This window comes from Nocardia sp. SSK8 (genome assembly GCF_037034205.1).
Taxonomy (GTDB): Bacteria; Actinomycetota; Actinomycetes; order Mycobacteriales; family Mycobacteriaceae; genus Nocardia.
In genome coordinates this window covers 661,150-680,969 of the sequence record NZ_JBAGKD010000001.1, presented here as the reverse complement: position 1 = coordinate 680,969, position 19,820 = coordinate 661,150, and the positions used below count along the sequence as shown (strand labels likewise).

At 71.9% G+C, this 19,820-nt stretch carries 19 protein-coding genes; 5 read left to right on the top strand and 14 right to left on the bottom strand.

Annotated features, from left to right (window positions below; genetic code table 11):
* Window positions 1–16 precede the first annotated feature (16 nt).
* Window positions 17–2,572 carry an FtsK/SpoIIIE family DNA translocase gene (locus tag WA675_RS03010; protein ID WP_336081649.1) on the bottom strand — a complete coding sequence of 852 codons (2,556 nt, stop codon included), beginning with the start codon at window positions 2,570–2,572 and terminating at the stop codon, window positions 17–19.
* A 279-nt stretch (window positions 2,573–2,851) separates the two neighbouring features.
* Between WA675_RS03010 and WA675_RS03005 the strand changes: the two genes are divergently transcribed.
* Both WA675_RS03005 and WA675_RS03000 read left to right on the top strand, forming a co-directional pair.
* Window positions 2,852–3,247, top strand: a complete 396-nt coding sequence (locus tag WA675_RS03005; protein WP_336081648.1) for a DUF4189 domain-containing protein — start codon at window positions 2,852–2,854, stop codon at window positions 3,245–3,247.
* A gap of 54 nt (window positions 3,248–3,301) precedes the next feature.
* Entirely contained in the window at window positions 3,302–3,856 is a 555-nt protein-coding gene (locus tag WA675_RS03000; RefSeq protein WP_336081646.1) for a hypothetical protein, read from the top strand.
* A gap of 61 nt (window positions 3,857–3,917) precedes the next feature.
* On the opposite strand, the gene WA675_RS02995 is transcribed toward WA675_RS03000, so the two are convergent.
* Together WA675_RS02995 and dapA are read right to left on the bottom strand one after the other, a co-directional pair.
* Window positions 3,918–5,990, bottom strand: coding sequence for a ribonuclease J (locus WA675_RS02995; RefSeq protein ID WP_336081645.1), 2,073 nt, complete (start codon window positions 5,988–5,990; stop codon window positions 3,918–3,920).
* On the bottom strand, window positions 5,987–6,895 hold the full coding sequence (dapA, locus tag WA675_RS02990) for a 4-hydroxy-tetrahydrodipicolinate synthase (protein ID WP_336081643.1): 909 nt from the start codon (window positions 6,893–6,895) through the stop codon (window positions 5,987–5,989). Before dapA ends, WA675_RS02995 begins: the two co-directional genes overlap by 4 nt.
* A gap of 150 nt (window positions 6,896–7,045) precedes the next feature.
* Between dapA and WA675_RS02985 the strand changes: the two genes are divergently transcribed.
* Window positions 7,046–7,492, top strand: a complete 447-nt coding sequence (locus WA675_RS02985) for a hypothetical protein (protein WP_336081641.1) — start codon at window positions 7,046–7,048, stop codon at window positions 7,490–7,492.
* A gap of 7 nt (window positions 7,493–7,499) precedes the next feature.
* Here WA675_RS02985 and WA675_RS02980 read toward each other — a convergent pair whose 3' ends face one another.
* From WA675_RS02980 to WA675_RS02945, 8 genes are all read right to left on the bottom strand, one after another.
* The gene (locus WA675_RS02980) at window positions 7,500–8,699 is read right to left on the bottom strand and encodes a winged helix-turn-helix domain-containing protein (RefSeq protein ID WP_336081639.1); all 1,200 of its coding nucleotides are present in this window, start codon (window positions 8,697–8,699) and stop codon (window positions 7,500–7,502) included.
* 40 nt (window positions 8,700–8,739) lie between these two features.
* Window positions 8,740–9,765, bottom strand: coding sequence for a hypothetical protein (locus tag WA675_RS02975; RefSeq protein ID WP_336081637.1), 1,026 nt, complete (start codon window positions 9,763–9,765; stop codon window positions 8,740–8,742).
* Window positions 9,752–10,972, bottom strand: coding sequence for a sensor histidine kinase (locus tag WA675_RS02970; RefSeq protein WP_336081636.1), 1,221 nt, complete (start codon window positions 10,970–10,972; stop codon window positions 9,752–9,754). The genes WA675_RS02975 and WA675_RS02970 overlap by 14 nt, the downstream gene beginning before the upstream one ends.
* Entirely contained in the window at window positions 10,969–11,649 is a 681-nt protein-coding gene (locus WA675_RS02965; RefSeq protein ID WP_336081634.1) for a response regulator transcription factor, read from the bottom strand. The genes WA675_RS02970 and WA675_RS02965 overlap by 4 nt, the downstream gene beginning before the upstream one ends.
* A 96-nt stretch (window positions 11,650–11,745) precedes the next feature.
* Window positions 11,746–12,198 carry a flavodoxin family protein gene (locus tag WA675_RS02960; protein ID WP_336081633.1) on the bottom strand — a complete coding sequence of 151 codons (453 nt, stop codon included), beginning with the start codon at window positions 12,196–12,198 and terminating at the stop codon, window positions 11,746–11,748.
* Between the two features lie 6 nt (window positions 12,199–12,204).
* The gene (locus WA675_RS02955) at window positions 12,205–12,699 is read right to left on the bottom strand and encodes a hypothetical protein (RefSeq protein WP_336081631.1); all 495 of its coding nucleotides are present in this window, start codon (window positions 12,697–12,699) and stop codon (window positions 12,205–12,207) included.
* Window positions 12,696–13,442, bottom strand: coding sequence for a 4-hydroxy-tetrahydrodipicolinate reductase (gene dapB, locus WA675_RS02950; RefSeq protein WP_336081629.1), 747 nt, complete (start codon window positions 13,440–13,442; stop codon window positions 12,696–12,698). The genes WA675_RS02955 and dapB overlap by 4 nt, the downstream gene beginning before the upstream one ends.
* A 74-nt stretch (window positions 13,443–13,516) precedes the next feature.
* A complete protein-coding gene (locus WA675_RS02945) occupies window positions 13,517–14,617 on the bottom strand; it encodes an alcohol dehydrogenase catalytic domain-containing protein (RefSeq protein WP_336081628.1) in 1,101 nt (366 codons plus the stop codon).
* 136 nt (window positions 14,618–14,753) lie between these two features.
* Between WA675_RS02945 and WA675_RS02940 the strand changes: the two genes are divergently transcribed.
* The gene (locus WA675_RS02940; protein WP_336081862.1) at window positions 14,754–15,152 is read left to right on the top strand and encodes a VOC family protein; all 399 of its coding nucleotides are present in this window, start codon (window positions 14,754–14,756) and stop codon (window positions 15,150–15,152) included.
* Window positions 15,153–15,197: 45 nt separating this feature from the next.
* Here WA675_RS02940 and WA675_RS02935 read toward each other — a convergent pair whose 3' ends face one another.
* The gene (locus WA675_RS02935; RefSeq protein ID WP_442945540.1) at window positions 15,198–16,409 is read right to left on the bottom strand and encodes an MFS transporter; all 1,212 of its coding nucleotides are present in this window, start codon (window positions 16,407–16,409) and stop codon (window positions 15,198–15,200) included.
* Between the two features lie 80 nt (window positions 16,410–16,489).
* On the opposite strand from WA675_RS02935, the gene WA675_RS02930 reads away from it, so the two are divergent.
* A complete protein-coding gene (locus tag WA675_RS02930; protein ID WP_336081627.1) occupies window positions 16,490–16,819 on the top strand; it encodes an ArsR/SmtB family transcription factor in 330 nt (109 codons plus the stop codon).
* Window positions 16,820–16,904: 85 nt separating this feature from the next.
* Here the strand turns inward: WA675_RS02930 and WA675_RS02925 are convergent, their stop codons facing one another.
* Both WA675_RS02925 and WA675_RS02920 read right to left on the bottom strand, forming a co-directional pair.
* Entirely contained in the window at window positions 16,905–18,386 is a 1,482-nt protein-coding gene (locus WA675_RS02925; RefSeq protein ID WP_336081625.1) for a tetratricopeptide repeat protein, read from the bottom strand.
* A gap of 83 nt (window positions 18,387–18,469) precedes the next feature.
* Window positions 18,470–19,801, bottom strand: coding sequence for a M16 family metallopeptidase (locus WA675_RS02920; RefSeq protein ID WP_336081623.1), 1,332 nt, complete (start codon window positions 19,799–19,801; stop codon window positions 18,470–18,472).
* Window positions 19,802–19,820 lie beyond the last annotated feature (19 nt).

Below are 19,820 nucleotides of genomic sequence, written 5' to 3'. Positions count from 1 at the left end.
TCCGGCGTGTGCCGACCTAGTCGTCCCCGGCCGCGCCGGGGTCGCCGCCGCGGATCGAGAACAGCAACCCGTCGAGTTCGTCGGGCTTGATGAGCACATCGCGCGCCTTGGACCCCTCGCTGGGCCCCACGACGCCGCGGGTCTCCATCAGGTCCATCAGCCTGCCCGCCTTGGCGAAGCCGACGCGCAGCTTGCGCTGCAGCATCGAGGTGGACCCGAACTGCGAGGTGACCACCAGCTCGACGGCCTGCAGCAGCACGTCCATGTCGTCGCCGATATCGGGGTCGACGTCCTTGGCCTCGCCCGCCTTGGCCGCGGTGACGCCGTCCTGGTAGTCCGGCTCGGCCTGGGTCTTGCTGAACTCGACGACCGCGTGGATCTCCTCGTCGGAGATGAACGCGCCCTGCAGGCGGGTCGGCTTGCCCGCGCCCATCGGCAGGAACAGGCCGTCGCCCATGCCGATCAGCTTCTCCGCGCCGGGCTGGTCCAGGATGACGCGCGAGTCGGTGAGCGAGGAGGTGGCGAAGGCGAGCCGCGAGGGCACATTGGTCTTGATCAGCCCGGTGACCACGTCCACCGAGGGGCGCTGGGTGGCCAGCACCAGGTGGATGCCCGCCGCGCGGGCCTTCTGGGTGATCCGCACGATCGCGTCCTCGACGTCGCGCGGGGCGGTCATCATCAGGTCGGCCAGCTCGTCGACGATGGCCAGGATGTACGGGTAGGGCCGGTAGACGCGCTCGCTGCCCAGTGGCGCGGTGATCTGGCCCGACTTCACCTTCTTGTTGAAGTCGTCGATGTGGCGGACCTTGCTGGCCTGCATGTCCTGATAGCGCTGTTCCATTTCCTCCACCAGCCAGGCCAGCGCGGCGGCGGCCTTCTTGGGCTGGGTGATGATCGGCGTGATCAGGTGCGGAATGCCCTCGTACGGCGTGAGCTCCACCATCTTCGGGTCGATCAGGATCATCCTGACCTCCTCGGGGGTGGCCCGGTGCAGCAGCGAGACCAGCATGGAGTTGACGAAGCTGGACTTACCCGAGCCGGTCGAACCGGCCACCAGCAGATGCGGCATCTTGGCCAGATTGGCCGAGACGAACTCGCCCTCGATGTTCTTGCCCAGCCCGATCACCAGCGGATGGTGGTCGTTGCGGGTGTGCGGCGACTTGAGCACATCGGCCAAGCGCACCAGCTCGCGATCGGAGTTGGGCACCTCGATGCCGACGGCCGACTTGCCCGGGATCGGCGCGAGCAGGCGCACGTTCTCGGTGGCCACCGCGTAGGCCAGGTTGCGGGCCAGCGCGGTGATCTTCTCGACCTTCACGCCCGGACCCAGCTCGACCTCGTAGCGGGTGACCGTCGGGCCGCGCACGAATCCGGTGACCGCGGCGTCGATCTTGAACTGCACCAGCACCTCGGTGATCGCCTCGATCATCGATTCGTTGGCGGCCGAACGCTTCTTGGGCGGATCGCCGTCGAGCAGCAGGGTCAGCGGCGGCAGCGTGTAGTCGCCGTCGACCACCCGGTCGGTGACGAACTCCGGCTCCGGCGGCGCGGGCGGGGTCTGGTCGACGACCTTGGGCTGCGGGCGCTTGCGCGCCGGTTTCGGCGCGGGCTCCGGTGCCGGGGGTTCCTCGTCGAAACTGAGCTGTTTGGCGTCGCGCAGCGGCGGTTCGCCCAGCGCCTCGGTGACCGCGTCGGAGCCACCGAACTCGTCGGGCGGGTAGTTGTCGTCGGGGGTGCGGCCGCGGCGCCGGGCCCGCGGGCGGTGCACCGGGAAGCCGTCGGCGTCGTAATCGGCCGGATCGTAGGGGTCGTCGGCGTGTTCGCCGAGACCGAAGTACTCGCGCAGCCGCGCGGGCGCCTCGCGCACCGTGGTGCCGGTGAGCAGCAGCACGCCGAAGACCATGGCCAGCAACAGGATCGGCAGGGCCAGCCACGGGGTCAGGCCCTGGCCGAGCGGACCGCCGACGGCGTAGCCGAGAATGCCCGCGGCACCGGCCCTTCCGCGCGCGTCGGTGGGTGAGCCCGCCGCCAGATGCCAGATGCCGAGGGCGGGGGCCACCACGAGCAGCCCGCCGAGCACCAGCCGCGGCCGGATCTCCGGATGCGGTTCGGTGCGCATGAGCACCACCGCCAGCCCCACCAGCAGGATCGGGGCCAGCACCGCCGCCGATCCGGCGATCGCGCGCACGACGTCTTCGAGGAACCGGCCGACCGGGCCGCCCGCCGACAACCACATGGCCGCGGCGATGATCACGCTCAACGCGATGAGCGCCAGCCCGATGCCGTCGCGCCGGTGCCCGTGTTCGAGATCGCCCGCCCGGCTCAGCGTGCGGGTGGTGGCGCCGACGCCGCGCGCGAGCATGGTCCAGCCGTTGCGGATACCGCGGCCGATCACCGCGGGCGGCGCGGTGCTGGAGGCGCGGGGGGCGGGACGGCGGACCGGGGTCTTGCGCGCACGCGGCGCCGACGACGCGCGCGGCGTCGCCGAACGAGACCGCGCCGCCGGCGTCTGCCCCCGGCTCGATCCCGCCCGCGCACGAGAGGTCGTGGTGGTGCGGGACTTACCTGCCATGACCATCAGGCTAGCCGCTCGAGCCCCGTCCGGACCATCCGCAACACTGGCCACACCCCGCTCAGCCGGGGTATCCGCAGGTCGCGGGGGTCCCGGTCGCGGGCGGGCGGCCCCGCTCGGACCGCGTTTCGCGGCGGCCCGCTTACGGAATGCTTACCGATCGCTGATGTTTCGGGCATTCCGGGCACTCGGAGGCTGGCGCGGGAGCCGACCACCTGGGTACCTTGACTGCGCTCCATCGGGCCGAGTCGGCCCGTGCTTACGAAGGGGAAGCAACACGTGAAGAGAATCCTCACCAGTGCCGCCGTCCTGGCGACGACCACCGCGGCACTGTTCGCCGGGCACATCGCCCCAGCCCAGGCGCAGTCGGGGAACTACTATGGCGCCATCGCCGCCAATGTGCGCGCCGGTGTCTACGGCTACGCGCAGGACTACGGCAGCTACGGCGAGGCGCGGCAGGGCGCGATGGACGCGTGCATCCGCGGTGGGGGTGGCGGCGGCTGCGCCGTGAAGGTGTCCTACCGCAACGGCTGCGGCGCGATCTCGATCTCGCGCGGCTGGTGGGGATTCGGGGCCGCCTCGACGGTCGGTGGCGCCAAGCAGGAAGCGCTCAACGCCAACCCGGGCAATGCCTGGATCAAGCACTGGAACTGCACCAGCAACCACTCGCTCTGACCGACGACGACCAGCCGGGCCGTGCGCCCGGCGCCGACAGACTTAGGGAATTTCGTGCGTAACCGTTCCATGAAGACCGCCGTGGCCGTGCTGGCCGCCGTCGCCGCCTTCGGCCTGACCGCCTGCGGCTCCTCCGACGACACCGCGGGCAGCGCGGGCGCGACCACCACCGCCGCCGGCGACGCGTTCGAGACCGGCGACACCGCGCCGGGCAAGGAGGAGGGCGCCGAGCCCGCGGCCACCACCCCGCCGGACCTGCCCAAGCCCACCGCCGACGAGCTCAACGCCCGGCTGAACAAGGCGCTGGCCGGTCAGCTGACCAAGGACGAGAAGAAGACCTACATCGAGGACGCCGACCAGGATCCGATGCTGGTCGACAAGTTCGTCGACGCGGCGAAGACGAACAATGTCACCGTCACCATCACCTCGGTGGGCGAGCCCGCCAACGGCAAGCTGCGCGCCGAGGCCGACGTGACCATCGACGGCAGCCCGGTCGAGGACGCCTTCGTCGAGTTCGTCGCCGAGGACGACTCCTGGAAGGTCTCGCACGTCTTCGCCTGCAATGTGGTGAAGTCGGCGAAGCTGGACACCGCGGCCTGCCAGGCCTGATCCACGACAGACGAAACCGCCGGGCGACACTGTCACCCGGCGGTTTTCTGTACTCGGGGGCTCAGACCCCGATGACCGTCGGCACGATCATCGGACGGCGCCGGTAGGTGTCGGCGACCCAGCGCCCGACCACCCGGCGCACGCCCTGGGCGATGCGGTGGGTGTCGGTGATGCCCTCCCCGGCCAGGCGCAGCAGTTCGGCGTCGACCAGTTCGACGGCACCGCGCAGCGCGGTCGGGTCGTCGGAGAAACCGCGGCCGTTGAGCTCGGTGCTGACCGCCTTGCCGGTGGTCGAGTCGATGACGACGGTGATCGAGAGGAATCCGCCCTCGCCGAGCACCAGGCGGTCCGACAGGGTCGACTCGCCGACGTCACCGACGGACAGCCCGTCGACGTAGACATGGCCGACCGGCACCCGGCCGACGATGGAGGCGATGCCGTCGACCAGGTCGACCACCACGCCGTCCTCGGCCAGCACCACCCGCTCCTCGGGCACACCGGTGGCCACCGCCAGCGCGGCATTGGCGCGCAGGTGGCGCCATTCGCCGTGCACCGGCATGGCGTTGGTCGGGCGCACCGCGTTGTAGAGGTAGAGCAGCTCGCCCGCCGAGGCGTGCCCGGAGACGTGCACCTTCGCGTTCTGCTGGGTGATCACCGTGGCACCGAGCCGGGCCAGGCCGTTGACCACGGCGAACACCGAGTTCTCGTTGCCGGGGATGAGCGAGGAGGCCAGCACGATCAGGTCGTCGGCGCGGATGTTGATCTGGCGGTGGTCGCCGCGGGCCATCCGGGCCAGCGCCGAGAGCGGCTCGCCCTGGGAGCCGGTGGAGATGAGGACCAGGCGGTCGCCGGGCAGGTTCGCGGCCTGATCCAGGTCGACGACCACATTGTCGGGCACGGTCAGATAGCCCAGGTCCTGGGCGATCTGCATATTGCGGACCATCGAGCGGCCGACGAAGCAGACCTTGCGGTTGTACTTCTGCGCCACGTCGACGACCTGCTGGATGCGGTGCACGTGACTGGCGAACGACGCCACGATCACGCGGTTGCGCGCCTTGCCGATGACATTGTCGAGCACGCCGCCGATCTCGCGCTCGGGGGTGACGAAGCCGGGGACCTCGGCATTGGTGGAGTCGACCAGGAACAGGTCGACGCCCTCGTCACCGAGGCGGGAGAACCCGGCCAGGTCGGTGAGGCGGCCGTCCAGCGGCAGCTGGTCGAGCTTGATGTCGCCGGTGTGCAGCACCACGCCCGCGCCGGTGCGGATGGCCACGGCCAGCGCGTCCGGGATGGAGTGGTTGACCGCGAAGTACTCGAGCTCGAACGGGCCGTGCACGGTGGTCTCGCCCTCGGCGACCTCGCGCAGCTTGGGCTGCAGCCGGTGCTCGCGGGCCTTGGCCGCGATCAGGGCCAGGGTGAACTTGGCGCCGATCACCGGGATGTCGGAGCGCAGGCGCAGCAGGAACGGCACCGCGCCGATGTGGTCCTCGTGACCGTGAGTGAGCACGATGGCCTCGACATCGGCCATCCGGTCCTCGATCGGGCCGAAGTCGGGCAGGATCAGGTCGACGCCGGGCTGCTGGTCCTCGGGGAACAGCACACCGCAGTCCACGATCAGCAGCTTGCCGTTGTACTCGAAAACGGTCATGTTACGGCCGATTTCGCCGATACCGCCGAGCGCGAACAGGCGCAGGCCGTTCTTGGGCAGCTTGGGCGGCGGGCCCAGCCGGTCCTGGGGTGCCGTCGCGCGCGGCGTCGCGGGCGCGTCCCCGCGACCGCGACCACCCTGACGGCCGCGACCACCACCGCGGCGGTTCTGCTGCTGCGGGGCGGCCTGTTCGGCGGGCTTGCTCTTGCCGCGGCGCGGAGCCTTCTTGGCGGCCGGGCGCTCCTCGGCGGACCCGAGCAGGTCGGTGCCGACCTCGGCCGCACCGGCCAGGTCGGCGGCGGCGGCGATCTCGGCGACGGGCTCGGCGGGCGCGGTCACCGGCTCGGCGGCAGGCGCCACGGGCTCGGCGGCGGGTGCCACGGGCGCGGCGGCGGCGGGCTCGGTGCGCACCGGGGTGGGTTCGGGGGCACCGGCGGCGCGGGAGGCCGAGCGGCGGCGGGGCTTGCGGGCGGCGGGTTCGGTCATGCCGTCACCCCCGCGGCCTGCAGATCCAGCGCCAGCTCGTCGAGCTGGGCGGGGGTGGGCATCAGTTGCGGCAGGCGGGGTTCCCCCACGTCGACGCCGAGCAATCGCAGCGCTCCCTTGCACATCGCCACACCTCCCAGTCGGGTCATGGCCGCGAACAGCGGCAGCAGCGTCGCATTGATCTCCCTGGCCGTCGCCACGTCACCGATCGCGTAGGCGGAGTGGATCGCGCGCAGCTTCTCGGGCACGAGATGGCCGATGACACTGATGAATCCGGTCGCGCCCACCGAGAGCCAGGGCAGGTTCAGCCCGTCGTCGCCGGAGTAGAAGGCCAGCCCGGTGGTGGCGATCAGGTCGGCGCCGGAGACGAGGTCGCCCTTGGCGTCCTTGACCGCGACGATATTGGGGTGCTCGGCCAGGTGGCGGATGGTGTCGATGGCGATCGGCACGATTGAGCGGGGTGGAATGTCGTAGAGCGTGATCGGCAGCGAGGTGGCGTCGGCGACCGCGGTGAAGTGCGCGATCAGGCCCTCCTGGGTGGGCCGGGAGTAGTACGGGGTCACCACGAGCAGGCCGTGCGCGCCCGCGTTCTCGGCCGCGCGGGCCAGTTCGATCGAATGCGCGGTGTCGTAGGTGCCCGCACCGGCGACCACGGTGGCCCGGTCGCCCACGGCATCGACCACGGCGCGCAGCAGGTCGGCCTTCTCGGTCTCGCTGGTGGTCGGCGATTCGCCGGTGGTCCCCGAGATGATCAGCAGGTCGACGCCGCGATCGACCAGGCGCGCCGCCAGCCCCACACCGGCATCGACGTCGAGCTTGCCCGCAGCGCTGAAGGGGGTCACCATCGCGACACCTACCGTGCCGGACGCGTGCAGCTCCGTTGGCGTCGATTCACCGTTCGTCATGGTCAGAAAGGCTACCCGGTCGCCGCATGAGCCTCGACACCCTAGCGCCCTGTGCGGCGGGCGGGAGGGATTTTTCGGTGGATCCGCCCGCTCGCGCGTGACAGCACCGGCGCCCTTGCATGACATCACCGATGACGCCACACTGGTGTCATGGATCTGAATACGCATACCGCCCGGCTGCGCGAGGAACTCATCGCCGCGGCCGCCCTGGGGGACGAGAAAACGCAGGCCACCGCCGCCGCGCTGGCCGCCGCGGTGGAGAGCTCGAGCCGGTTGGTGCTGCTGTCGGCGCTGTCGGAGCTGGCCGCCGAGATCAGCGCCGAGCTCGGCGACCGCACCGTGCACGTGCGCCTCGACGGCACCGATGCCGTCGCCGACGTGCGCAAGAACACGCCGTCGGATTCCGGCGAGACGCCCAGTTTCGAGGAGATGACCGGTGACATCAGCCGGGTCACCCTGCGGCTGGTCGAGCAGCTCAAGTCGCGCGCCGAGGAGGCGGCCCAGCAGAACGGGCAGTCGCTGAACTCGTGGCTCTCGGGCGCGGTCAGCGGGGCGCTGCGCGATCAGATGAAGGGGCAGGGCCCCAAGGGCTGGTGACCGGCGCTCACAGCAGCGGCGCGAGATCACCGCGCGCGCCGACGACGACCTCGTCGAGTTCGAGCCAGTCGGCCATCTCACGCAGCGCGTCGCGTAATGCCCGCGCGGTTTCGGGCGTGGCGTGGCCGGGCTCGGCGAAGGCGGCCGGGGCGAGCAGGCGCCCGGTGGCGCGCTCGGCGCGCAGGTCGACCCGCCCGACCAGGGCGCCGTCGAGCAGGAACGGGAAGACGTAGTACCCGTGCACCCGCTTGGGTTCGGGGGTGTAGATCTCGATCCGGTAGTGGAAATCGAACAGCCGCTGGGTGCGCGGGCGGCAGAAGATCAGCGGGTCGAACGGGCACAGCAGGGCGGCACCGGTGACCCGGCGCGGGGTGCTCGCCTCGGGATGCAGGTAGGCGGGCGCGTCCCAGCCCTCGACCGCGACCGGGATCAGCTCGCCCGCGTCGACCAGGTCGGCGACGGCCGGGGTGCTCTGGCGTTTGTGCAGGCGGTAGTAGTCGCGCAGGTCGGGCTCGGTGGCGATGCCGAGGGCGCGGCTCGCGCGGCGGAGCAGTTCGCGCACGGCCTCGTCCTCGGGGACCTCGCGGGCGCGCACGTCGGCGGGGACGACGCGTTCGGTGAGGTCGTAGTGGCGGGTGAAACCGGCGCGGCGCCCGGTGGAGAGCTCACCGGCGGCGAAGAGCTGCTCGCAGATGAGCTTGGTGTCGCTGAGGTTCCACCAGGTGCCCTTGGGGCGCGGCTTGTCCAGTTCCAGGTGCTTCTCGATCTCGCCCGCGCTGGCCGCCCCCACCTCGGTGACGACATCGAGGATGTCCTTGGCCAGGGTGGGATTGCGTTCGGCGGCCTTGCGCATGCCCGCCCAGCGGCCCAGCCGGTACTCGGCCATCCGCCAGCGCAGCAGCGGCCAGTCCGCCACCGGGATGAGCGCGGCCTCGTGCGCCCAGTACTCGACCAGGCCGCGGCGGGCGCGCGGGCTGTCGCTCCAGGCCGCGCGTTCGAGCAGGCCGCGGTCGTAGGGGCCGATCCGGCTGAACACCGGCGCGTAGTGCGCCCGCACCACCGCCGACACCGAATCCAGTTGCAGCAGGCGGGTTCTCGCGACCACGTCGAGCACCGCGCGCCGGTTGGGATTGGCCGGTCGCCGCTTGCCGAAACCCTGGGCGGCCAGGGCCGCGCGCCGGGCCGTGGCCGCATTCATCCGCTGCATCCCCTCAGCCTGGCAGAGGGGTCCGACAGGTTTTCCGGTCTCAGGTGGAGACCTGGATGGCGCCCGCGGTGTCGATCTCGATGCGCCGGTCACCGTCCGGGTCGGCGGCCAGCACGGTGGCCACCCAGCGCCGCCCGACCGGCAGCACCCGCACGGTGACGGTGCCCGCCGCGGCCGCGTCCAGCGCGCCCACCGCGGCCTCGATCACCTTGCCGCGCACCCATTCCGGGACACCGCGGAAACCACCGTCGTCGAGCAGGGTCACCTCGACCCCGCGGCCGCGGGCGCCCCAGGCGGCGGTGCTGAGCCGTTCGGTCACCAGTTCGGGAGCGCGCAGCCCGTCGCGCAGTTCGGCCTCGAGCAGGCGGCACTGTTCGCGTTCGGTGGCGGTGAGCTGGGCGCCCTCGGCGATGCGCGCCAGCATCGGCCGGGCCACCTGGTCGAGGCGGGTCAGCTGCCGGTCGCGTTCGGTGGTGGCCGCGATCAGGGCCGCCTCGGTGGCGGCGCGCCGGTTGGCCTGGCCGCGCAGTTCGCGCAGCGAGCGCTGCGAGGGACGCACGATGGCCATGAACACCGTCACCGCGCCGACCGTGGCGACCGGGGTCAGCGCGCGGATCACGGTCTCGGGATGCCAGTCGGTGAACACCCCCATCGTCACCAGGACCGTCGCGGCGGCCGCCACGCCCAGCCAGGCCGCGCCGATGCGGCCGCGCAGCACCAGCATGGCCAGCAGGTAGGAGGTGGGATAGGCGGTCCAGAGCTGGTGGGAGAACCCGGTCGGGTTCTCGATCCACGGCACGGTCAGCGCCATGGCGAGCGGGCCCGCGCAGGCCACGAAGGCGGTGGCGGGCCAGGGCAGCGGATCCACCGGGAAGACCAGCACCACCAACGCGGCCACCGCCATGAGGACCAGCGCGATCCCCGCCGGAATCGGCGGCGCGATATCGAAATTGACGCGCAGGTACATCACGATGGTGGCCTCGAAGATCACCACGAACAGCCAGGCCATCCCGTCGCTGAGACCGAACAGGTCCCGCATGCCGAAGGGCAGGTCACGATCCACCATCGGCACCCCACACCAGCGTCACGACGGTGCCCTTGCCGGGCGCCGATTCCACGAAGGCCGTCCCGCCCGGCAGCGAGTGCATGCGGCCCTGGATGCTGCCCGCGATGCCCATCCGGTCGGCCGGGACGCGCGCGGGGTCGAATCCGGCGCCGTCGTCGGACAGCACCGCCCGCACCGCCCCGGTGGCGACGGTGATCGAGACGCCGCGGCGCACCCGGCGGCCGGGGATCCCGGCGTGGCGCAGGCTGTTGCGCACCGCCTCGGTGAGCGCGGCGCCGAGCACCTGGGCGGCCTCCATCGGCAGGCTCAGCACCGCGCCGCGCCGGGTGGTGACCTGGATCGGGATCTCGGGGTCGGCGTCGCGCACGGCCTCGCGCAGGAAGGCCACCGCGGCGGCCGAATCCAGCTGCACGCTCTCGGGGGCGCCGCGGGCCTGTTCGAGTTGTTCGAGGGTCTTGGCGGCCTGGCTGCGCAGGACCGGCGAGGACTGGCCGGAGCGGGCGGCCTCGAGCAGGGTCGAGAGCACCGCGTCGTGGATGAGGGCGGCGAAGCGCGCGCTCTCGCGTTCGCGGGCCGCGGTCGCGGCCACCGTCGCGGCCCTGGTGCGCTGGCGGACGGCCTCCTGGTCGACGCGTTCGGCGGCCGAGCGCGCGTAGACCACGCACCACAGGAACAGCGCGGCGACCCCGAGCGCGCGGGTGACGTCACCGAGCAGCGCCCACAGCGAACTGCCCGGCACCACGAACACGTTCGACACGCTCGTCGCCAGGGCGAGGATCCCGGCGAAGCAGGCTGCCACCGGCAGCGACCAGGCCAGCCCGGCGGCCATCACCCCCAATACCAGCCCGCGATAGGGCCAGGACGCGAACGACCCGATATGCACCACCTGATACACCAGCGGCGTGCACAGGGTGGCGAGGAAATAGCAGGTCGCGGCGGCCCCGGCGACCCGCCGGATGGCCGTCACCGGACCGCGCGCGGACACGAGCGCCAGCGGCAGGAACAGCGCGTAGGCGGCGATCAGGTGCACCTCGGGCCACACCGATCGGTTGACCGGCTGCACCAGCACGGCGGGCAGCTCGAGCACCATCACCAGGGTCGCGCCGATCCCGACCACCAGGCCGAGCCTGCGGCGGATCTGTTCGGTCGCGGCCCGTTCCAGTTCGAGGTCGCCCACCGCGACGGTCCGGACCGCGGTGGCGATCACGTGCGCTGCTGCCGTTCCGGCACCGGTAGCCAGCCGTCCTCGACGGCGCGTTTGTACAGGTCGGTCTTGGTCGGCGCGGGACGGCCCGCGTCGGCGTACTTCTGCCGGATGCGGCCGAGGTAGTCGTTGACGGTCTGCTCCGACAGCCCGGTCAGCCGGGCCACCCGGGACGCTTTCTCCCCCGAGGCGTACAGCATGAGCACTTCCTCCTGACGCGGGCTCAGCCCCACGTCGGACAGCTGCGGGTCGCCGTCGATGGCCGCGGCCCAGTCGGTGGTGACCACCTGCTCCCCCGAGGCCGCCCGGCGCACCGCCTCGACCACGGTGGCCACGCTCTCGGACTTGCGCAGCACCCCGAGCACCCCGGCCTTGGCGGCCGAGCGCACCAGGAAGGCGTTGTCGGCGCCGGTGAACACCAGCACCTCGATGCCGCGTTCGCGCAGCGCGGTCACATTGTCCTCCGGTGTGGAGCCGTCGGGCAGGCGCAGGTCCAGCACCACCAGGTCCAGCGCGGCGTCGACGGCCAGCAGCCCGGCCACCGACGTCCCGGTCGCGACCAGGTCCAGGTCGGGCTCGGGCCCGAGCATGGCCGCCAGGCCGATCGCCACCGACTCGTGGTCCTCCACCAGCCCGATCCGCCGCACCACCGGATTCTCGCTCACCCGACCACTCCCCATCTCGAAACACCCACCGCGGCCAGCCCGCACTACATCGGTGTCGAGTTCTACCGCATCCACGCGCCCGTGTCAGCCCACCAGAATTCGGGGCGGCGGTCAGTCCATCAGGCTCGCGGCCAGCGTGGCACCGAGTTCCCAGCAGCGTTCCAGGTCGGCCTTGGACGGCGGTCCGGACACCACGACCGGCGTCGCGGCCCGATGCCAGCCCAGCCCGGTGGTGATCCGGTCGACCGAGCCCTCGGCGCCTTCGGTGCCCTCGTTGCCGTGCAGGTAGAGGCCGTACGGGCGCCCCCGGGTGGAGTCCAGGCACGGGTAGTAGATGGTGTCGAAGGCGTGCTTGAGGGCGCCGCTCATATAGCCGAGGTTGGCGGGGGTGCCGAGCAGGTAGCCGTCGGCGTCGAGCACGTCGACGGCGGTGACGGCCAGGGCGGCCCGGCGCACGACCTCCACGCCCTCGATCTCCGGGTCGCTCGCCCCGGCGAGCACCGCCTCGAACATCGCCTGGGTGTGCGGCGAGGGGGTGTGGTGGATGATCAGCAACCGGGCCATGGCTCGCTACTCTCCGCTGTCGCGTTCCAGCTTCTCCAGGGCGACCGCGCGGCGCATGGTCTCGCGGGCGCGGCCGCGGTCACCGGCGTAATCGTAGGCGCGGGCCAGCCGGTAGGAGGAGCGCCAGTTGTCCGGGTCGGCCTCCCATTCGGCCTTGACCTGCGCGAACAGCGCGTCGGCCGCGTCACGTTCGATCCGGCCGGAGGGGCGGCGCGGCAGCTGCGAGGAGTCGAGCTCGCGGCCTTCCTCGTGCATGCGCCGCGCCAGGCGCTGGTGGGCGAAGGCGGCCTGCAGGGTGGCCCACAGGATCCAGGCGCCCACGACCGGCAGCAGCAGCATCGCGATACCGAGCGCGATGCCCGCGGGCTTGCCGTCGGCGATGAAGGCCAACGCCAGCCCGCCGAGCCGGACGAAGTAGAAGATCACCGCCAGAACCAGCAGCGCCACCAGCGTGACGATGCGGTAGACCTGCCGGTCGGGGCGCGCCGATTCGGCGTTCACAGATCCAGGAACGGGTCGAGCCCGACGGTCAGCCCGGGCCGTCCGGCGATCTCGCGCACGCCGAGCAGCACGCCGGGCGCGAAGGAGTTGCGGTCGATGGAGTCGTGCCGGATGGTCAGTGTCTCGCCCTGGGTGCCGAAGAGCACCTCCTGGTGCGCGACCAGCCCGGCCAGCCGCACCGAGTGCACCCGCACCCCGTCGACATCGGCGCCGCGGGCACCCGCGAGCTCGGTGGTGGTGGCGTCGGGGCTGAGCCCGGCCCCGGCCTTGTCGCGGGCCGCGGCGATGAGCGCGGCGGTGCGGTAGGCGGTGCCCGAGGGCGCGTCGGCCTTGTTCGGGTGGTGCAGCTCGATGACCTCGACCGAGTCGAAGAAGCGCGCCGCCTGCTCGGCGAAGCGCATCGACAGCACCGCGCCGATGGCGAAGTTCGGCGCGATCAGCACGCCCACCTCGGGGCGCCGCGCCAGCCAGGACCGCACCTCGTCCAGCCGGGCCTGGTCGAAGCCGGTGGTGCCGACGACGGCGTGGATGCCGTTCTCGACGAGGAACTTCAGGTTGCCCATCACCACGTCGGGGTGGGTGAAGTCGACCACGACCTGGGTGCCCGACTCGGTGAACGCGGTCAGCGCGTCGTCCTTGTCGACCCGCGCCACCAGCTCCAGATCGTCCGCGGCGTCCACCGCGGCGCAGATCGCCTGCCCGACCTTGCCGTGTGCACCGAGCACTCCGACCCGAATGGTCACCGGTCTCTCCTCGTCGTCTCGCGTCAGCTTCGCCGTCAGCCTATCGAGCTGCGGCGCGGGCGCGGGCGGCGAGGTCAGCCGAACACGATCACCTGGCGCAGGGCGGCGCCCGCGGCGAGCTCGTCCATGGCCTCGTTGACCTGATCGAGGCCGATGCGGGCGGAGACGAGCCGGTCCAGCGGGAGGGTGCCCGCCCGCCAGCGGCGCACGTATTCGGGGATGTCGCGTTCGGGGACGGCCGAGCCGAGGTAGCTGCCGATGATGGTGCGGCCCTGCGCGACCAGGGTCAGCGGCGAGATCGTCGCGGTGGCGTCCGGGGCGGGCAGCCCGACCGTCACGGTGACACCACCGGGCGCGGTGGCCGCGACGGCGGCCTCGAAGGCCCGGACATTGCCCGCGGCCTCGATCACCACGTCGGCGGTGACCCCGGCGAGCTCGCCGGGATGGTAGGCGGCGGTGGCGCCGAATTCGCGGGCCAACGCGAGCTTTTCGGGCACGGTGTCGACGGCGATCACCTCGCCCAGGCCCAGCGACACCGCGACCAGCACCGCGGCCATGCCAACGCCACCGAGCCCGACGACCATGATCGAGTCCCCCGCACCGGGTTTCGCGGCATTGAGCAGCGCCCCGCCGCCGGTGAGCACCGCGCAGCCCAGCACCGCGGCGACCTCCGGCGGCACATCGTCGTCGACGGGGACCACCGAGCGCCGGTCGACGACCGCGTGCGTGGCGAATCCCGAAACCCCCAGGTGGTGATGGACTTCCGCGCCGTCGCGGTGCAGCCGTCGCCCGCCGCCGAGCAGTTCACCGGCATTGTTGGCGACACTGCCGGGCCCACACGGGGTGCGCCCGTCGCTGGCGCAGCCCGCGCAGTCGCCACAGCGGGGCAGGAAGGTCATCACGACCCGCTGCCCCGGCGCCACATCGCGCACCCCGGCGCCGACGGATTCGACGATGCCCGCGGCCTCGTGCCCGAGCAGCATGGGCACCGGACGCACCCGATTGCCGTCGACCACCGACAGATCCGAGTGGCACAGTCCCGCCGCCTCGATGCGTACCAGCAGCTCACCGGGACCGGGGGCGGCCAGCTCGAGCTCACAGACGGTGATCGGCCGCGAATCGGCGAACGGCGCCGGATCGGCGATGCGTTCCAGGACGGCTCCACGAATCCTCATGGCGCGAACCTACCGCGAAACGGCCGTTGCACGGCCGGAGATCGGCGGCTAACCTCGGTCGCGGTGATGGTGCTCCTGTCGGCCGCCTCGTACCGAGCCCAGGGTCGGCGCCATCACGAACCCAGGAGGAAATCCCCTGTCAGTACAGTTCAATCACACCATTGTCGGATGTAAGGACAATAGAGAGACCGCCGAATTCTGGGCGGACATCCTCGGATTGGACATCGGGAAGGAGTGGGGTCCGTTCATCGCGCTCCCCCTCGCCCACGGCGCCGTCTTCGATTTCGCGAAGGTGCCGCCGCACGTGTCCGACATCCAGCCCCAGCACTACGCGTTCCTGGTCTCCGAGGACGAATTCGACGCGTCGTACGCCAAGATCCAGCGTTATCGGCTGGATCACTGGGCCGACCCGCAGCAGCACGGGGTCAACCAGATCAATCACAACGACGGTGGCCGCGGGGTCTATTTCCTCGACCCCAACGGTCACTTCCTGGAGCTGATCACCGTCCCGTACGGCGGCTGGCCCCCGGAATAGGCGCCGATCCGGCCGGTCCGCACTCGTCGGACCGGCCGGACGCGGTCAGGCCGCGGCGCGCGTGCCCCGGATGCCGAGCAGCGCGGCCAGCACACACGCCACCGCGACGGTCGCGATGAACCACGGGAACACCGTCGACAGGCCCCAGGTGGTGGCGGCCCAGCCCGCGGCCAGGGTGGGCAGCGCCATCGAGGAGTAGGCCAGCAGGTAGTAGGCCGACATGGTCTCGCCGCGCCGATGCGGCGGCACGACCTCCGACAGATGCCGCAGCGAACCACCGAAGCCCAGCCCGAAGGTGGCGCCCAGCAGCAGACCGGCCAGCACCACGACGGCCGGTCGCGCGGTGGCCAGGGCCGGGATGGTGGCCAGCAGCGCGGCGGCCATGCCGAGATCGCCGAGGATGGCGGCGCGGCGGGCTGGGATGCGGGTGGCGAACAGCTGGACGAGCGCGGCGGAAAAGGCGGTACCGGCCACCACGACCCCACCGAAGACCAGATTGTGCACGCCCGTCTCGGCGGCGGCCAGCGACGGATACAGCGACAGCAGCACGCCCAGCACCGACCAGGCGGCCATCACCCCGATCGCGGAGAACCAGAAATCGGCCCGGATCTCGCGCGGGACGGCGGGCTTGGCGATGGTGATGCGGGCCCGCACGCGGGCGGTGTGCGGTTCGCGCAGCGCCAGGATGCCCGCGGCCACCGCCAGGCAGATCACCGCGATCACCACATAGGGCGTGCGCAGCGGCGAGGGCGCGTACTGGGCCAGCACGGCGACGCCGAGGATGGCCACCGCCATGCCGACATTGAACGCCACCCCGGTGAGCTGCCCGGATCGCGCGCCGCGTTCGGGCCGCAGGTCGAGCAGCGCGGCCGCACCCGCCACCACGGTGGCCCCGACCGCCGCCCCGTGCAGCGCCCTGGCCACCAGCAGCATGGGCATCGAATCGGCCAGCAGGAACGCGATCAGGCCCAGGATCATGGTGGCGAAGGCGCCGACCATCACCGGCTTGCGGCCGACCACGTCGGAGATGCGCCCGGAGACCAGGACCGCGCCGAGGGCGGAGATGCCGTACACCGCGAAGACCATGGTGGTGCTGAGCGGGCTGAGATGCCACTCGGTCTCGTAGATGCCGTAGAGCGGTGCGGGTGCCCCGGAGACACCCAGCGCGACCCCGGTCGCCGCGAGGACCAGCCCGTACGCCCAGCGCTGCCCGGACTCGACCGGCGCCATCGTTGTCGCTGCCACAGCATCCCCCATCAGCGGAGTTTGATCATCGTCGAACACCGCCGACCCTACGCCGAGTATGATGACTATCAAACCCCACGGTGAGGTAGATCATGACCGATGCGAACGATCTCCCCCCGGCGCCGGTCGTGCCCGTCGCCGGGCTCGCGACCGTGCTCGGCGCGCTGCACGATCCGGTCCGGCTGGAAATGGTCCGGCGGCTGAGCAACGCGGGCACGGCGGTGCGCTGTTCGGCGCTCTACGAAGCGATCAACAAATCCACCGCGACCCACCACTTCAAGATCCTGCGTGAGGCCGGGCTGATCGAGCGCCTCACCCTCGACGGTCAGACGTATCAGCGGCTGCGCGCCGCCGAGGTCGAAGCGGCCGTTCCCGGCCTGCTCCCCGCGATCGTCGAGGCCGCCAACCGCGCCCAGGGCTGAATCGGACCGCCTCGGACGAGTAACCGCATCAGCTCCCGGCGCGAGACGCCCCGGCGGTGGCGCATCGACAGCGGCATATCGACACTCAGCGCGGCTCGGGTAGCGGGGGCACGAGCACAGTGGTCGGGAGCGATCGGCTCGGGATCGTGGGCAGCGGGGCCCGCGTCGTCGTCGGAAAGGCGGGCGCCTCGAACAGTTCCCGCCCGCGCACCTCCCCGTGGAGGAGTTCGCCGCCACCCCACCGGACAGCGGCGCCCGCCCCGGTCAGCAGCACACCGACGATCACCACGATCGGCACGAACCTGCGGTACCGGCGCCGGTCGCGCCAGACCGCGTACCCGGCTTCGAGGACCAGCGCCCCCGCCACGATCCCGAGCACCGCGACCAGCGCGCCGAAGGCACCCGGTTGTCGCGCCCAGCCGCGGGTGAGCCAGGCGAGGAGCACCACGGGCAGTGCTCCGATGCCAAGGACCAGCAGCTGGGTCGTCGCGAAGTCGAAGCCGTCGTCGGGGTCGGGGTCGTCGGCCCGGGACCGCAGCCACGCGGTGAGGATCAGCAGGTGCCCGCAGGCCGCGCCGAACACCCCGAGCACCAGGACCACCCCGCCGAGCCGGACGAAACCGGCGATCTCGGAACGCACGGCGACGGCCCCCAGGTCGACGAGCAGTCCCGATATCGCGACCGAGACCAGAGCGAGGACCACCCGGGGCGTACGCACCCTGGCCCGCAGATATCCGGGTGGCAGCTGACCGCGCAGGGTGCGGAACACCCGCCACCAGGCGTAGGGCAGCGCGGCGAACATCAGCGGCGAGAGCACACGCAACACCAGTACCGGCGCCCACATCGCCACGGCGGCATAGCATCCCGCGAACGCCCACACCCACGCCGCCAACCGCAGCAGTGCCCGCCAGTGCACTTCGGCGAGCAGCCGCCGGGCGCCGCTGTCGGTGGGTGTCCGCGCGAGCAGGCCGCGCAGGGTGGCGACGGCGGCGAGCCGGTCGCCCCCGGAGAATTCGGCCTTGGCCTGCATGCGCAGCAGGTCGATATGCGCCGGGTCGATCGCGAGTCCGGCGGCGATATGCCGTCGCATCGCCTCGGCGTCGCCGAGCCGCTCGGCGATCTCGGCGGCCGAACAGTGCACGGCGGCGTCATCGGGTGCCAGCGCGAGCGCTTCCGTCATCGCCCAGCGGGCCCGGTCCGGGTCCTGGCGCGGGGCGTGCGCGGCCAGCCAGGCCACCAGCAGCAGGGCCGCTGGGTCGTGGGGTTGTAGCCGGAGGGCGGTCGCCGCGTGTTCGGCGGCCCGATCCCAGCGGACGAGCAGCGCGAACGCCATCGCGAGCAGCGCGTGCGCACCGTCCGACTCGGGGTCGGCTCGGATGGCCTGTCCGGCCAGCCGCACCGCCTCGTCGTAGTCGTCGCGGTCGAAGGCGAGTTCGGCCAGGCCGACCAGGACCCGGGGATCGTCGGGCGCGGTCAGTACGGCGGTGCCGAGCAACCGCTGGGCCTCCTCGACCCGCCCGATCCGCTTGGCCACCTCGGCGCGTTCGAGCGCCACCTCCACCTGCACGGCTGTCCCCCCTTGTGCCTCCGGGCGCGGCCCGTGTCTCCCCCGGTGCCTTCGGGGTGCAGACTACCCGGGCGCGGACACCGTCAGCGTTCGACCAGTTTGCGTACCGAGGCGGGCAGATCGCGGGTGCGCTGGTACGGTCCGGCGACGCAGGCGCCGTAGGGGCGGGCGAGCAGGGTGCGGGCGATCTCGCTGACCTCGTCGGTGGTCACCGCGTCGATGCGGGCCAGGGTCGCCGAGACGCTGCGGTGGTTGCCGTAGCTCAGTTCGCTGCGGCCGATGCGGTTCATCCGCGAGGCGGAGTCCTCGAGCCCGAGTACCAGCCCGCCGCGCAACGAGCCCTTGGCCCTGGCGCATTCGGCGTCGGTGACACCGTTCTCGGCGACCTCGTCGAGCACGCTGCGCGCCAGCACCGCCACCTGGGCGAGGTTCTCCGGCTGGCAGCCCAGCGCCACCGAGAACGCGCCGGTGTCGGCGAAGGTGTCCACGCTCGAGTACACCGAGTAGGCCAGGCCGCGTTCCTCCCGGATGCGCTGGAACAGCCGGGAACTCAGCCCGCCGCCGACGATGGTGTTGAGCACCGACAGCGGCCAGCGCTGCTGCCCTTCGTGCCTGCCGAAGGCGCGCACACCGAACACCAGGTGCGCCTGCTCGCTGTCGCGGTTGATCCGCACCAGCCCGGGCGCGGCCTGGGCGCGGAACTTACCCTCGCGGCGCGGGGCGGGTTCGGCGGCGGTGTCCAGGCGCGCCTCGAACGCGCGGTGCACCAGTTCCACCACTCGCTCGTGCTCGACATTGCCCGCCACGGCGACCACCATCCGCTCCGGGCGGTAGCGGCGCTGGTGGAAGCCGCGCAGCTGGGCGGCCCGCATGCCCTCGATGGATTCGACGGTGCCGATCACCGGCCGTCCGATCGGGTGGTCGCCGAACATGGCGGTGAGGAAGGAGTCGGCGACGAGGTCCTCGGGGTCGTCGTCGCGCATGGCGATCTCCTCGAGCACCACCTGACGTTCCACGTCGACGTCGACCGCCCGGCACAGCCCGTTGAGCACCACGTCGGAGACGAGTTCGACCGCCAGCGGCAGGTCCTCGTCGATGACGTGGGCGTAGTAGCAGGTCTGTTCCTTGGCGGTGAAGGCGTTGAGTTCGCCGCCGACCGCGTCCATGGCCTGGGCGATGTCGAGGGCCGAGCGGGTGGGCGTCGCCTTGAACAGCAGGTGTTCGAGGAAGTGCGCGGCACCGGCCACGGTGGGTCCCTCATCGCGGGATCCCACGCCGACCCAGACGCCGATCGAGGCCGACCGCACGCCGGGCACCTGTTCGGTGACCACACGCAGCCCGCCGGGGAGCACGGTGCGGCGTACTCCCCCGTCGGTGGCGAGGTCCTCGGTGGGGGTGGTGGGCGATTCGCTCAACTGTGGCTTCGTCACCCGA

Coding starts and splice junctions, on each gene's coding strand:
- WA675_RS03010 (WP_336081649.1), bottom strand. CDS start 2,572: ATGGCAGGTAAGTCCCGCACCACCACGACCTCTCGTGCGCGGGCGGGA.
- WA675_RS02995 (WP_336081645.1), bottom strand. CDS start 5,990: ATGACCGAACCCGCCGCCCGCAAGCCCCGCCGCCGCTCGGCCTCCCGC.
- dapA (WP_336081643.1), bottom strand. CDS start 6,895: ATGACGAACGGTGAATCGACGCCAACGGAGCTGCACGCGTCCGGCACG.
- WA675_RS02985 (WP_336081641.1), top strand. CDS start 7,046: ATGGATCTGAATACGCATACCGCCCGGCTGCGCGAGGAACTCATCGCC.
- WA675_RS02980 (WP_336081639.1), bottom strand. CDS start 8,699: ATGCAGCGGATGAATGCGGCCACGGCCCGGCGCGCGGCCCTGGCCGCC.
- WA675_RS02975 (WP_336081637.1), bottom strand. CDS start 9,765: ATGGTGGATCGTGACCTGCCCTTCGGCATGCGGGACCTGTTCGGTCTC.
- WA675_RS02965 (WP_336081634.1), bottom strand. CDS start 11,649: ATGGGGAGTGGTCGGGTGAGCGAGAATCCGGTGGTGCGGCGGATCGGG.
- WA675_RS02960 (WP_336081633.1), bottom strand. CDS start 12,198: ATGGCCCGGTTGCTGATCATCCACCACACCCCCTCGCCGCACACCCAG.
- WA675_RS02945 (WP_336081628.1), bottom strand. CDS start 14,617: ATGAGGATTCGTGGAGCCGTCCTGGAACGCATCGCCGATCCGGCGCCG.
- WA675_RS02935 (WP_442945540.1), bottom strand. CDS start 16,409: ATGGGGGATGCTGTGGCAGCGACAACGATGGCGCCGGTCGAGTCCGGG.
- WA675_RS02930 (WP_336081627.1), top strand. CDS start 16,490: ATGACCGATGCGAACGATCTCCCCCCGGCGCCGGTCGTGCCCGTCGCC.